Source organism: Neptuniibacter sp. QD29_5 (assembly GCF_047778125.1).
GTDB lineage: Bacteria > Pseudomonadota > Gammaproteobacteria > Pseudomonadales > Balneatricaceae > Neptuniibacter.
Genome location: NZ_CP180556.1, coordinates 802,054 through 815,915, shown reverse-complemented (window position 1 = coordinate 815,915; position 13,862 = coordinate 802,054). Strand labels below are relative to the sequence as shown.

Genomic DNA, 13,862 nt, shown 5'->3' with positions numbered 1-13,862 from the left:
GAGTTGGATTAAGGAACCCTAACCGTTATGCTTTGTCACAACATAACATTTTGGTGTTTTTACGATTTAAGGCTTATTTTTATGCTAACTCTTTCCATGCCACGGCTAGTTATTTTTGCTGGTCTATTGTCTGCGGTTTTATCCACATCAGTATTCGCAGACGTCGAAAAAAGTCCCAACGATCCAAATGTGTATCGCAGCCTAACCTTAGATAATCAACTGCGCGTTTTATTGATCTCGAATCCTAAAAGTGACAAAGCGGCTGCCTCTATGAATGTAGCGGTGGGATCTAGTGCTAACCCTAAAGATCGCGCGGGTCTAGCCCATTATCTCGAACACATGCTGTTCTTAGGCACCGAAAAATACCCTGCTGCGGATGAATATCAAAGTTTCATCCGTTCTCACGGTGGCGGCCATAACGCTTATACATCGATGGAAAACACCAACTACTTCTTTGATGTCACTGCTGATAATTTAGAACCCGCTTTAGATCGCTTTGCACAATTCTTTATTGCGCCGCTATTTGATGAAAAATACGTAGATCGCGAGCGCCATGCTGTTCACTCGGAATATCAATCAAAGATTAAAGATGATTACCGCCGTAGCTATGCCGTAACAAAATCTTTAATGAACCAACAAAATAGCCACAACTGGTTTGCAGTAGGTAGTTTAGAAACCCTAGCCAATACTCCCGAGCGACCAATCCGTAAAGAGTTAATCGAATTTTATCAGCGCTATTATTCTGCCAATCTGATGGCACTTGCCGTACAAGGTAGAGAACCACTGGACCAATTAGAGCAGATGGTAAGAGAGAAATTCAGTGCGGTTAAAAACTACGATTCTAAAGCGTTTGAAACCAAAACCTCTCTGTTTAATCCGAAGCAACTACCGCAGTTGATTAAGATCAAAAGCGTAAAAGATATCCGCTCACTTACGCTAACCTTCCCTACTGCTGAAACTCGCAGTCATTGGGAAAGCAAGCCGCTGTATTACATCAGCAACCTGATTGGCTATGAAGGCAAAGGCAGCTTACTTTCTCTACTGAAAGAGAAAGGCTTGGCAACGTCCCTTTCTGCTTCACAAGGTCATGATTTGGATAACCAAGCCAGCTTTATGGTCAGCATGCGCCTAACCGAACAAGGCCTAGAGCAGTACCAGCAAGTTATCCAAATGGTATTCCAGTATGTTGAATTGCTAAAACAGAGCGGAATTCAAAAAGCGCTATTTGATGAAGAGAAACAACTGAGCAACATCCGTTTCACCTTTCAGGAGCAATCAGAACCCATCCACATGGTGAGCGGTTTAACACGACAGATGCAATTTTTCCCAACGGAGAAAGTCATCTCTGCGAACTATACCTTTAATGAGTTTAAGCCTGAGCTGATTAAGCAATATCTGGATCAGATCAAGCCAGAGAATATGCTGGTGACCATTAAAGCGCGTGATGTTAAAGGCAACCAAACAGAACCTGACTACAACGTACCTTTTGAAGTTTCTCAGTTTAATGCGGAAACCTTGAAAAGCTTCACCGTTAAAGCAGTTGATCCGAAATTAACGGTTCGCAGCACTAACCCATTTATTGCTCAAGACCTAGATCTTCTAGCAGCAGAAACTAAACAAGCACCTTATCTGCTGCAAGATAAACAAGGTTTCGAACATTGGCATTTAACCGATGTCAGTTTTAATGTGCCAAAAGCAAATGCCTATTTCACACTGCAAACCCCATTTGCCAATACCAGCGCTAAAAACTGGGTGATGAACAGCCTCTTCACTGAGATGCTTCAAGAGCAGCTCAATGAAACACTCTATGATGCTTATCTAGCTGGTCTAGGCACGAATATTTACCCACATATGAAGGGCTTTACGGTTCGCTTATCTGGTTATAACGACAAGCTAGATCTACTAACAAAAGATGTGGTTTCTGCGATTAATAAACCGGACTTACCAAAAGAGCGTTTTGAGATCCTGAAGCAGAAGTATCTAGATAACTTAGCGAACCAGCTAAATGACAAACCGTACAATCAAACGACGAGCCGTCTGTATGAATTGCTTCTACCTCAATGGAGCAATGCAGAGGAACGCCGCGAAGCAGAAAAACTGACGGTTAGAGATCTTGCCGCTTATGCTGCTAAATTGCAGGAAACGCCGGATATTAAACTACTCACACATGGTAATTTAAGCGCAGCAGACGCCGAAACTATCGCTTCACTGATCAAAGATAACCTATGGCAATCAGGCGCTAAAGAAGTCGCGCCAGTCCAAGTAGTTCAAGTTCCCCGCCAGCAGCTACTCACAGATAAGTTAGTGATTGATCATGATGATTCAGCGATCTCTGTTTTGCTACAAGGCAATAACAACAGCAATAAAGAGAAAGCTGAATTCTCTGTATTGAGCGAAATTTTATCCGCGCCTTTCTATAATCAGCTACGTACCGAAAAACAGCTGGGTTACATCGTCTTCGGTACACCTCTGCAGATGCACAAAACACCGGGTATTGCCTTTATCGTGCAATCCCCTGTGGCAGACGGCAAAACGCTGGTAAAAGAGATTGATCAGTTCTTAATGCAATCGAGCAATTTGATCTCGCAATTAAACCAGGAAGAGCTGAACAAATTTAAACGCAGTGTGATTTCAAGAATCACTAAGCAGGATAAAAAGCTATCCAGTCGTACCAAGCGGTTCTGGCGAGAGCTCGATTGGGGTGAAACAGAGTTTAATACCCGTAAGAAGCTGGCGGAAGCTGTAGAGAAAGTAACCTTAGACGATCTATCCAAACGCTACGCTGGTTTGTTTGATCGCCGTTTAACGGTCTTAAGCACAGGTAAGAAGTTTGAACGCCCTGCTATCGAACCGACACAATTAACTCGGTTGTTTAAGCAACGCAGAGATCAGGGTAATTTCACTCCTGATAACTGATGGCCCCTGACACTAGGGTAATCGCACGGTTATTGGTCTGGATTGATAACCGTGCGCTTTTTAGCTTTTTCTTGCTCTAATTCCAATTGTTTCTGCTTCTGCGCTTCTATCGGTCGGAAATAAACAGAATCTTTTACTTCAGGCTCAACCAACTCTTCACAGCCCTGCCCTAAGATAAGGCATCGTGCTTTCTTCTCATCCTTACCTATCTGGACAAAGATCTTGTCCTCACCTTTTAATGGTGGCTTTTTAGGTTTGCCTACCGGTACTTCATTGACCACTGGTGGAACATAAGGAATCACCACAGGCTCAGGCAGATTGCTGGGCAGATCTTTAGGTTGAACCTCGTTCATCCGCTCTTTATCGAAGGTACCTCTTCGCCAATCTTTATAGGCAGTTTCACCATCTACTGTTCCGTAGTAATAGCCTTTGGGCGAGGTGATATCGTATTCGATAGGCAGTTCGACCTCTTCCTCCGCATAGATAGCGCAAGAAAAAAGCAAAAGACCGAGAACAGCCGATCTAGTAAGCATCGTCGAAAGCATCTTCCATAGGATAAATAGCCTCAGCGTATACAGCTAATTCTTCCAGAATATGGCGTTTATTATCATCCATTTCCGGCTGACCATAGAGTTCATTCAAGCGTTGGAAGAATGTATCCATAGTCAAATGACCGCCTTCGCCTTTTAACAATTTACGACGACGGTAATCTTCCCATTGCATCTGTTCTTCCTGAGTTAACACGGAACTGCAATTACGCGCTTTATAGCGGAGCAACATCTCTTCGAGCCTAGGATCTTGAAAAGGCAGATCCAGTTCAGCTAACTCCTTCGGACCCGTTTGGCGAATTTGATCCATGGATTTACGATCTGATGGCGTAAAGAAACCGCCACTGTATAGCATCATATCCGGATCGCTTTCCGCCTCAAAAGGGCTCTCACTATAGATATCGGCAATTTTCTGTGACAGACCAGTAAAACTTCGTAGCATCTGCAAATGCGTTCGACACACATCCCCATCAATCTGCAAACGGGCCGCTTCCTCAGTATTCAACATGCCGGCAGGCGCTATGATAGGGCACTTATTGATATGCACCTGCTTTAACGCAATTTTCGGGTCTGCGTCAGTGAGTTCTGAATGCTTGGTATAAAGTAAACGCCTTAACTCTTCGACCGGTAATTGCATCAGCGGTTCTGGATTAACACGGAGATCCCACACTAACACCCCATTTTTATTCACAGGGTGCGTCGCCAAGGGTGCCACAATAGCAGCATTACCATGCTCAACTGGGTAGCGAGAAGAAACATGCAACACAGGCTTATGACTTTGCGGGTCTAGAAGGTTTTGAATGGATTGTTTACTGCGGTTATTTAGCACGTAATTAAATAACTTAGGCTGCTTATCCCGCACCAGCTTTGCCATCTCAATCGTGGCATACACATCTGATAAAGCATCATGGGCGTGACCATGATCAATACCATTAGCGACCGTTAAATCTTCTAGTCTTAAACTTGGTGAGCCATCTTCATATTTAGGCCAAGTAATCCCTTCAGGACGTAGGGATCGAGTTAATCGCAACATATCGATAATATCCCAACGGGAACAACCGTTTTGCCACTCTCGGGAATAGGGGTCAAAGAAGTTACGATACAAACCGTATCGCGTTACCTCATCATCAAATCGAATACTGTTGTAGCCCACACCACATGTACCAGGGCGAGCTAGTTGCTCATGAATCTGCGCAAAGAAATCCGCTTCACACACACCCTCTTCTATCGCTTTTTGCGGTGTAATCCCTGTAATCAAACACGCTTCTGGATGAGGGAGTTGGTCCTCACTTGGTTTGCAATAAAACATCACCGGCTCTTCGATGATGTTTAGCTGATCATCGGTACGAATACCGGCAAACTGGACCGGCCAATCGCGTTTAGGATCTGCGCCAAATGTTTCATAGTCATGCCAAAAAAATGTTAAAGGCGCATTAGCCATAAATTATCCTTGCCAAAAGGGTAAATCTGATAGATATAATGTGGTTATTAGCTATATATTTTAAAAGAATAGCCAATAGAACGCTCTGTATTTCAGATTAACATTTCAATGTTAAGGGTTCACCCATGTCTCATAATCAGGATGTAATGAACAAAGTTTGTCCCTGTGGTTCCAACAAACCTTTTGATTACTGCTGCAAACCAATCGTACAAGGGCAAAAACCTGCACCAACGGCGGAAGCATTGATGCGATCCCGCTACACAGCCTTCGCGCTGGGTGCTATCGATTATCTAATCAATACCACTGCGCCAGAAAACCGTGGCGAAGATGATGCCGAAATTTTGGCAGACCAAGTTAAATACACGAATTGGACTGGCCTAACAATTCTGGATACCAGCCAAGGTAACCGGTCTGACGAAACAGGCATGGTTGAGTTCGAAGCCAATTTCGAAACAGATGATCAAAGTGGTACTTTGTATGAGAAGTCGAACTTCCGCAAAGATGATGGATTCTGGTTCTACGTCGACGGTGATGTAGAGGTTAGGACCTAGTAAGAAGACAATTTTTCATCTTTCATAAGGGCTCGGTAAGCAAAATTTGCTTTTTTTATCCGTGCCCTTTCCCAAAGACCTTCTATTTCTTGGGCTTAGCAACAAACCCTAACTCTGTAATAGTCTGAGTTTGCCTTTTCTTTTGTCACACTCTCTCAAAAAAACTCTCTTTGCTGGCACATTATCTTAATGTCAACGCTGTCAGAATCCTAATTCTCAGGTAGAATGTTGGCCCTTAAAGGTAGCGCGTTCCATCATATATACGCGTAGCCGTAGAAGTACAGGTCACTATGCTAGCAAGATTTTTAAAGCCAAATTGGCAACATGCCAAGCCCGAAAAGCGGATCAAAGCGATTGCAAAGCTTCGCGAAACTGATGCCGATGCACAAACTATCCTATCGCAGCTAGCACTGAAGGATGAGGATGAAACAGTACGCTTAAGTGCTACTGAAAAGCTCTCCGACCTTAATTTATTAGTCCAGATCAGCCAGAACGACAGTTCTAGCAATATCCAACAATTAGCTCTACACCGAATTAGCCAGATTCTTCTCAGCCAAGAAGATACTCCGCTTCAGGAAGAAAAAAGCACTGCGCTAGCCTACATTACTGATGGCGATTTACTGACTCACATTGCACTGAATAGCCAAGACGAACAGCTTCGAGAGCAAGCTGTCATTCAAGTTACTGACGATCATGATCTTGTCCTTATAGCAGAGAAAAGCCAACGGGCTAGCTTGCGCGTCCTAGCTGCCGGACAGATCAACAGTGAAGAGATTCTCGAGCAGCTCCAAAAGGCAGCTCGTAATAAAGATAAAGGCGTCGTTAAAGTCACTAAAGAAAAGCTTCAAATCATTCGTGAACAACAGAAGCAAAAACAAGTTCAACAAGAAGCTATCCAGAAGCAATTAGCGGCTATTCAACAACTCGCTACAGCTGAATTCTTTCCGCTGTATTCTGCAAAGATGACTGCAATTGAGGCAGACTGGGAAAAACTTCGCGCTTCAACGAATGAAGAACAACAAGAGTTTTTCCAAGAAAAGCTAGAACGTTGTTCTGAAACAATCCGGAAGCATGATGCAGAACAACAGGCTGAGCAAGAGAAAGCTGCTCAGCTAGAGCAGCAAAAAGCGCAAAGCCACGCTGTTTACTCTGAGCTTTGTATTCTAAAAGAACAAAGCACCGCATTACCCGCAGATCATCAACAGTTAAAATCCTTCCAGTCTCGATTGGAATCGCTTTGTACTGATTGGACAGCTATTAAGCAATACAGCAGCAAAGATGAGCAGGCTAGCTTCGATAAAATCACCGCTCAATTAAAGAACCTATTGGTTTCTTACTTTCATCTGCTTGAAGCTGAAGAAAAAATTATAGCTCTGTGCGCTGTATTGAATGGTTCATCTGATATTGGGCCATTAAACAAAGCCGCGCAAGAAGCCACACAGCTGATAAACAAATTTAGCTGGCCTAAATTACAAGAGAAGCCTGCTTCACTAGTGCAGCTAGAAGAAGGTTTAGCTAAAGCGAAGTTGCGTCTAGACGCAGATAATAATCATGCGCTACAGCTGCAAAAAGAGCTTAGCGATGTCTTAGATGGACTAAAATCTGCAATTTCATCCGGCGAAATTCGCTCAGCAGATAAGCAAATTAAAAAAGCGGAACAACTAAGCAAACGCTTAAATGGCAATCTAACGCCAGAACTTGAACAGCGCATTAAAGCACTTGGAGCCGAACTCCAAGAGATTAGGGATTGGCAAGCTTACGCAGTAGCACCGAAAAAAGAATCCCTATGTGAAGAGATGGAAGCGCTTAGCCAATCCAACCTAGCAGTACAAGATTTAGCAACCCAAGTTCGTAGAATCCAGAAAGAGTGGAAACTACTTGATGCGACCGATTCTGTTCATTCGCAACAGCTTTGGAAGCGTTTCAAGAAGGCCTCTGACACTGCATATGCGCCTTGTGACCAGCACTTTGCTCAACAACGAGATATTCGCAAGAGCAATTTAGAAAAGCGCCAACTGATCTTAGAGGAGCTAAAAAACCTACAAGCACCTCAAGAAGAGACTGTCGAAAGCTGGAAAGACTATAGTCATCAGATCCATCAAGCGAAAACAGAATGGCGCAATTACTCTCCTGTTGATCGTGCTCCAGGTAAAAAGCTACAAGTTCAGTTTGATCAATTATTAAAAGAACTGGATGCTCCGCTAAAAAAGATTCGACAAGCGAACGCCAAAGAAAAGCAAAGCTTAATTGCCGAAACAGAGCAACTTCTGCAAGCAACAAATCTTCATGATGCAACAGAGCAAGTTAAAGAGCTGCAAAAGGCTTGGAAACTAATTGGCCCTGCTCCACGTAATCAGGAACGAAAGCTTTGGAACCAGTTCAGAGAGAACTGCAGTCAAATTTTTGAAATGTATTTCGCTGATAAATCATCATCGAAAGAAGGCAGCTCTCCGTCACAAAACAGTAATGCTTTAGAAAAGCAGTGCACTGAACTTGAACAGCTGATTGAAACCGGTGCCAGTCTAAACCATCTACAAGAATTGCTTGGCTCGATGCAACAGCATCTTCCGGTTGAGGACGAAACGCTATCTGAGCGTATCGAGAAAGCGATTAACTATGTGCAGCGCCAAAAGCACGAGTTGAAACAATTTGAGTCTGAGCCATATCTGACGATTCAGCGTAAAGCAGAGATTTGTGAACAGCTTGAACATGCAATTTTGGATGAAACGACAAGCGACTGCTTAGACTCACTACGAGAAGCTTGGGAACACGAACCTGCATCGCCTTCTGATACATCAGATATAGATCAGCGCTTTGCTGTTCTGCTATCTCTGATCTCTAATCCAGATCAAATGGATGAGATGATCAATACCCAAGAGCAACGTTTGCGTCATCTGTGCATTCGCTTGGAGATCGCAACTTCTCAGCCTTCACCACCGGAAGACCAAGCACTGCGCATGGAATATCAGATGGAGCGCTTACAGCAAGCACTAGCTGAACAAAAGCAGGGCTTTAATCTCAGTGAGATCAAACAGCTCGAACAAGAATGGCTAGGCATACCTTTTGCCGCTCATTTCGAAGAGTTCAATGAACGCTTTGAAGAAAGATTGCAGCAATTACTGTAAAAAGATTAGAAACAAAAAAAACCGCTAAAAAGCGGTTTTTTTATATATAAGCTATTCAGCTTTATGACATGTGCAAGCCGCCATTCACCGACATATCCGCACCTGTGATATAACCAGAGTGCTCGCCACACAAGAAATTACACATGTGACCAATCTCTTCAGGCGTACCAAAACGACCAACAGGGATGCCAGCACAAATCTGGTCTTGGATCTCTTGAGCGATTTTCGCCACCATGGCCGTTTTAATATAACCAGGCGAAACTGTATTTACCGTCACACCTTTACGTGCAACCTCTTGCGCCAAGGCTTTAGTGAAACCATGAATACCTGCTTTTGCTGCAGAGTAGTTACACTGACCAAACTGACCTTTCTGAGCGTTTACGGAAGAGATATTGATGATACGGCCCCAGCCGCTATCAATCATGCCGTTAATAACCAAACGGGTCATATGGAACATTGAATCAAGGTTAGCAGTTAACACCTCATCCCACTGCTCCCAACTCATTTTTTTAAACTGACCATCACGTGTGATACCAGCGTTATTGACGAGAATATCAATTGATCCGCCAGTCAGCTCTTCAACTGTAGCAATGCACTGTGCACATGACTCAGCATCAGTTACATCACCGTAAGCCACATCAATTTCATAACCTGCTGCTTTTTGCTCTTCTTGCCAAGCTTGAGCTTTTGAATGATCTCCACCACTGTTGTAACCAGCAACTACACGAAATCCACCATCAACCAATTGACGGCAAATTGACGTACCTAAGCCACCTGTTCCACCTGTTACTAGGGCAATCTTTTGACCCATGTTACATCCCCTTTTACGCATTTGTGCTTTGTAGTAATTATTTATGGTCCATCTTTTCCAAACTAAGAATACCCACCAGCTCGAGGCTTTGAATAAGGTATTTCATAAGTTGGTTATATATCGATCATAATCCGATATCTTCAACGATAATAATATGACTTTGGTTGAAGAGTAATAAGGATATTCCAATACTATGAAGTAAAAGTGACAAACCAATACAATGAAGGAAGTCGACGCAACGCAGCAATAATATCCACAATTGAATCTATTACAGCAAAAGACATGTTTAGAAAAAATAGAATAGGAATTTAATATCTAAAATAAACACTTACTTTTCAAAAGGTTAAATATCTAGACTACATTTGAAATAAGAATTTATTAATAGGTAATAAAAGCTATTAATCCATCTATTTTTTACCGCATCGCAACAACCGCTAGCATTGCAAAATAGTTAACAGCTTTAACGAGTTAGAGCGACGTAAACAGAAAGTTTAAGGGTAAACGCGTATTCAAGCGCCCGCAGCGGGTACAACATCTGACTCTTGTATCTCACAAATTCCCGATTCTGGATCACAAATCGGAAGGACAACAAGGTGGTCAAATTCAATTTTCAACCCGATACGCTCACCTACATCATGGTCATGATGACACGCGGTAATACAAGGTACGATTTCGCCATTATCCAACTGAACTTGGTAAAGATAATGAGAACCTCGGAACCATTTACTGACGATCAGCCCTGTGGTATCACTTTCTTCTTCATGCTGAATATCATCTGGTCGAATTAACAACTCAACTTCAGTCCCTGGCGCATAAACTAGCTTTTCGTCGCCAACCAAAACGCCTAACGATGTCTCAACCGAATAAGCATCTTTGATACGCGCCTTAAGAAACTCCCCCAAACCGATAAAGTCCGCTACAAAGCGGGTTTTGGGTTCATGATAGATATTAAAAGCCGTGCCCCACTGTTGAATAACACCTTGTTGCATTACGGCAATTTTATCTGCCATTGCAAAGGCTTCCATCTGATCGTGAGTTACCAGAATAGCGCTCATCTCTTCTTGCTTAAGGATATCTCGAATCTCAGGCACTAGGGTTTCACGCAGGTTAGCATCCAAGCCAGAAAACGGCTCATCCAACAACAGTAGATCAGGCTTTGGTGCAATCGCACGCGCAAGCGCAATCCTTTGTTGCTGACCACCTGATAAAGAGTGCGGGTAGCGTTCCTCTACACCCGGCAAGCCTACTAGCTCAAGCAACTCTGAAATACGGGCGACCTTATCAGCTCTGCTCCAATTTTTGATACCAAATGCAATATTATCCGCGATGCTCAAATGCGGGAACAATGCGATATCTTGGAAAACCATACCAATATTGCGCTGCTCAGTTGGCATGCAAAATTGCGAAGTGGACAACTGCTGCCCCAACATGGCAATCTCGCCAGATTTAACTGGCTCAAACCCAGCAATCGATCTTAGCAGTGTAGATTTACCACAGCCACTAGGCCCTAAAAGACAACCAATTTCACCCTTTTCTAATCCCAAAGAAACATTATGCACAACCTCAACATCACCATAGGCTAAGGTTACATCATCAATTAAAAGGTGTTTTGCTTGGCTCATAACTTAGTTTCCTGCACGCCCTTTAGATATTGAGCGGCTTAGTAAAATCACCGGTAATAGACCTACCGCTACTATTAATAATGACGCTGGCGCTGCATCGATCAATCTTTCATCTGACGCCAACTCAAACGCTCTAACAGCTAGCGTGTTAAAGTTGAAAGGCCTCAATATAAGAGTCGCTGGAAGCTCTTTTAAAACATCAACAAATACAATTAGAAGCGCAGTTAATACAGAACTACGCATCAAAGGTACATGTACCTGTTTTAATACTTGTAACGGCGTACAGCCTAAAGTGCGCGCCGCGCCATCTAGACTTGGTTTTATCTTTCCTAAACCACTCTGAATCGCGCCCAGAGAGACCGCTAAGAAACGAACAGTATAAGCAAATAATAACGCGACAATCGTCCCCGAGAGGATCAACCCTAAATCAATATCGAACCAATTTTTGGCAGCTGCGATTAGTTGATGATCCATCCATGCAAATGGGATGATAACCCCTATAGCGATAATGGTTCCCGGCAACGCATAACCCATCCCCGCAGTTGCAATAGAGAAACGCACGCCTTTACTTGGCGTTAAGCGACCTGCATAGGCAAGCAATAGCGCAAAGCCTACAGCAATTAAGGCAGCTAAAAATGCCAAATAGAAAGAGTTCCAAGCTAACTCGACAAAATCACCATCCGATAGATCTGCCTGTGTAAAGCTCCAATATCCAAGCAAACCTGCTGGAATAAGAAAACCAAATAGAACTGGAAATAAACATACGGCAAAAGCAAAAAATGCTTTGCCGCCTTTCAGCTCGATTAATTTTGCCTTAGCTTTATATTCTGCTGAAGAGTGGTACCGCGCTTTACGACGAGAATATTTTTCGACTAAAACTAGAAGCGCTACAAATCCAAGTAGAAAAGCTGCCAACTGAGCCGCAGCAGCGGAGTCACCAAAACCATAAAAGGTACGAAAAATACCTGTAGTAAAGGTGCTAACGCCAAAATACTGCACGGTGCCATAATCCGCCAACGTTTCCATCAAAGCTAATGTTAAACCGGCAATAATGGCAGGACGCGCTAAAGGCAAAGCTAATTTGAACAAGCCTTGCCACTGGTTGTAGCCTAGAGTTCTGCTGACTTCCAAAGTACTAGCGGATTGCTCAAGAAAGGCTGCGCGGCTTAATAGATATACATACGGATACAACACTAAAGCCAGCATCACGATCGCTCCACCTAAAGAGCGAACTTCAAAAAACCAATACTCGCCGTAACCGAGTCCAGTGATATCTCTGATTAGAGTTTGCACTGGACCTGCATAATCCAATAAGCCTGTATAAGTGTAAGCAATGATATAAGCAGGGACCGCTAAAGGCAGTAGTAAAGCCCAAGCAAACAATTTACGCCCAGGGAATTCGCAAACGCTTGTGAGCCAAGCGGTTGGGATACCTAAAAGAAGAACACCAAACCCCACACCGAGCATGAGTAGTAATGAATTACTGACGTAATCAGCGAGGACCGTGTTATATAGATGAGAGAAAACATCAGCAGAGCCGTTAAAAACAAATCCAACTATTACAGCAAGTGGCAGTAATAGAAGAAAAGTTACGACGAAGCTACTCGTCGCAAGCCAATTTTGTCCAAATTGTTTGATTTTAACTGCAGGCATTATTTTTACAGGCTCTGAAAAAACAGAAAACGCCTGTAAGACTTCTCTACAGGCGCTTAGGTCAAGCTATTCTATCACTTAATAAACAATTACTTGATAGTAAAAATGGATCACTTCCAACCAGCGCGGTCCATTAATTCAACTGCGCTACGGTTATTTTCACCTAGCTTGCTCAACACAATATCGTCAGCAGTGAATTCACCCAACCCAGCCAACGTGTCAGACACTTTAGCAGTCGTTACAACAGGGTATTCGTTATTCACCTCTGCATACCAAGCTTGGGACTGGTCAGAGGCCATAAATTCCATTAGCTTCACAGCATTTTCAACATTACGAGCATGCTTAGTTACACCTGCACCACTAACGTTCATGTGAACACCGCGGTCAGCTTGGTTTGGCCAAAACGCTGCCAATTTAGCTCCAACTGCTTTCTTTTCAGCATTTTCGCTATTCAACAAACGACCAAAATAGTAAGTGTTTGCTAACGCGATATCACATACGCCTGCGGCAGCCGCTTTTAGCTGATCAGTATCACCACCTGAAGGCGGCTTAGCGAAGTTTTTCACTAAACCTTTAGCCCAAGCTTCAGTTTTCTCTACGCCGATAGCATCGATCATAGAAGCAACTAAGGATTGGTTATAAATATTATTGGAAGAACGAACACAGATGCGCCCTTTCCATTTTGGATCAGCAAGATCTTCATAAGTGGACAACTCTGAAGGATCGACTTTACCTTTTACGTAAAAGATCGTTCTTGCACGCTGAGACATTCCATACCAATAACCATCAGCGTCTTTGAGGCTTTGCGGAATAACTTTATTTAGAGTGTCGCTTCCAGAAACCTGAAGAACGCCTGCACTTTTAGCGCGGTGCAAACGACCGGCATCAACCGTCACAAACAGGTCAGCAGGGCTTGCTTTACCTTCTACCTCAAGGCGCTTTAACAGCGCATCAGCTTTACCTGTAACAAGGTTTACATTGATACCTGTTTCGTCGGTAAAACGATCTAGAAGCGGTTTAATCAAGGCTTCTTTACGGGCTGAATAAACATTTACAACACCGGCTTCTTGAGCAAAAGCAGATGTAGGCAATAAAGCGGATACAGTGACAGCAGCAACAGCACCAACAGAGGAAACAATCTTAGCTAAAGCATTTATCTTCATTAAAAACCTCAACACTCAACAATACAAAACGT

The 13,862-nt window shown here is 43.3% G+C and carries 9 protein-coding genes; 3 read left to right on the top strand and 6 right to left on the bottom strand.

The genetic code is table 11. The annotated features are described in order from the left end of the window. Window positions 1–81 precede the first annotated feature (81 nt). Window positions 82–2,916, top strand: a complete 2,835-nt coding sequence (locus ACMXYR_RS03640; RefSeq protein WP_415902945.1) for an insulinase family protein — start codon at window positions 82–84, stop codon at window positions 2,914–2,916. 29 nt (window positions 2,917–2,945) lie between these two features. Here ACMXYR_RS03640 and ACMXYR_RS03635 read toward each other — a convergent pair whose 3' ends face one another. Together ACMXYR_RS03635 and sbcB are read right to left on the bottom strand one after the other, a co-directional pair. Further along, the gene (locus tag ACMXYR_RS03635; RefSeq protein WP_415902944.1) at window positions 2,946–3,449 is read right to left on the bottom strand and encodes a hypothetical protein; all 504 of its coding nucleotides are present in this window, start codon (window positions 3,447–3,449) and stop codon (window positions 2,946–2,948) included. Continuing rightward, window positions 3,439–4,905, bottom strand: coding sequence for an exodeoxyribonuclease I (sbcB, locus tag ACMXYR_RS03630; RefSeq protein ID WP_415893603.1), 1,467 nt, complete (start codon window positions 4,903–4,905; stop codon window positions 3,439–3,441). The genes ACMXYR_RS03635 and sbcB overlap by 11 nt, the downstream gene beginning before the upstream one ends. A gap of 125 nt (window positions 4,906–5,030) precedes the next feature. Between sbcB and ACMXYR_RS03625 the strand changes: the two genes are divergently transcribed. Together ACMXYR_RS03625 and ACMXYR_RS03620 are read left to right on the top strand one after the other, a co-directional pair. Then, the gene (locus ACMXYR_RS03625; protein ID WP_415893602.1) at window positions 5,031–5,456 is read left to right on the top strand and encodes a YchJ family protein; all 426 of its coding nucleotides are present in this window, start codon (window positions 5,031–5,033) and stop codon (window positions 5,454–5,456) included. Between the two features lie 290 nt (window positions 5,457–5,746). After that, complete coding sequence (locus ACMXYR_RS03620) at window positions 5,747–8,581, top strand: DUF349 domain-containing protein (protein ID WP_415902943.1); 2,835 nt, start codon at window positions 5,747–5,749, stop codon at window positions 8,579–8,581. A 61-nt stretch (window positions 8,582–8,642) separates the two neighbouring features. Here the strand turns inward: ACMXYR_RS03620 and phbB are convergent, their stop codons facing one another. From phbB to ACMXYR_RS03600, 4 genes are all read right to left on the bottom strand, one after another. Continuing rightward, window positions 8,643–9,392: an acetoacetyl-CoA reductase gene (phbB, locus tag ACMXYR_RS03615; protein ID WP_415902942.1), complete on the bottom strand. Its 750-nt coding sequence runs from the start codon at window positions 9,390–9,392 to the stop codon at window positions 8,643–8,645. A 509-nt stretch (window positions 9,393–9,901) separates the two neighbouring features. Beyond that, the gene (locus ACMXYR_RS03610; protein ID WP_415902941.1) at window positions 9,902–11,014 is read right to left on the bottom strand and encodes an ABC transporter ATP-binding protein; all 1,113 of its coding nucleotides are present in this window, start codon (window positions 11,012–11,014) and stop codon (window positions 9,902–9,904) included. A 3-nt stretch (window positions 11,015–11,017) separates the two neighbouring features. Further along, window positions 11,018–12,667 (bottom strand): ABC transporter permease, encoded by a 1,650-nt coding sequence (locus tag ACMXYR_RS03605; RefSeq protein ID WP_415902940.1) that lies wholly within the window; start codon window positions 12,665–12,667, stop codon window positions 11,018–11,020. A 110-nt stretch (window positions 12,668–12,777) separates the two neighbouring features. Beyond that, the gene (locus ACMXYR_RS03600) at window positions 12,778–13,830 is read right to left on the bottom strand and encodes a Fe(3+) ABC transporter substrate-binding protein (protein ID WP_415902939.1); all 1,053 of its coding nucleotides are present in this window, start codon (window positions 13,828–13,830) and stop codon (window positions 12,778–12,780) included. Between the last annotated feature and the right edge of the window lie 32 nt (window positions 13,831–13,862).

Excerpts from the sequence above, each read along its gene's own strand:
- ACMXYR_RS03640 (WP_415902945.1), top strand. The coding sequence starts at position 82 with ATGCTAACTCTTTCCATGCCACGGCTAGTTATTTTTGCTGGTCTATTG.
- ACMXYR_RS03635 (WP_415902944.1), bottom strand. The coding sequence starts at position 3,449 with ATGCTTACTAGATCGGCTGTTCTCGGTCTTTTGCTTTTTTCTTGCGCT.
- sbcB (WP_415893603.1), bottom strand. The coding sequence starts at position 4,905 with ATGGCTAATGCGCCTTTAACATTTTTTTGGCATGACTATGAAACATTT.
- ACMXYR_RS03625 (WP_415893602.1), top strand. The coding sequence starts at position 5,031 with ATGTCTCATAATCAGGATGTAATGAACAAAGTTTGTCCCTGTGGTTCC.
- ACMXYR_RS03620 (WP_415902943.1), top strand. The coding sequence starts at position 5,747 with ATGCTAGCAAGATTTTTAAAGCCAAATTGGCAACATGCCAAGCCCGAA.
- phbB (WP_415902942.1), bottom strand. The coding sequence starts at position 9,392 with ATGGGTCAAAAGATTGCCCTAGTAACAGGTGGAACAGGTGGCTTAGGT.
- ACMXYR_RS03610 (WP_415902941.1), bottom strand. The coding sequence starts at position 11,014 with ATGAGCCAAGCAAAACACCTTTTAATTGATGATGTAACCTTAGCCTAT.
- ACMXYR_RS03605 (WP_415902940.1), bottom strand. The coding sequence starts at position 12,667 with ATGCCTGCAGTTAAAATCAAACAATTTGGACAAAATTGGCTTGCGACG.
- ACMXYR_RS03600 (WP_415902939.1), bottom strand. The coding sequence starts at position 13,830 with ATGAAGATAAATGCTTTAGCTAAGATTGTTTCCTCTGTTGGTGCTGTT.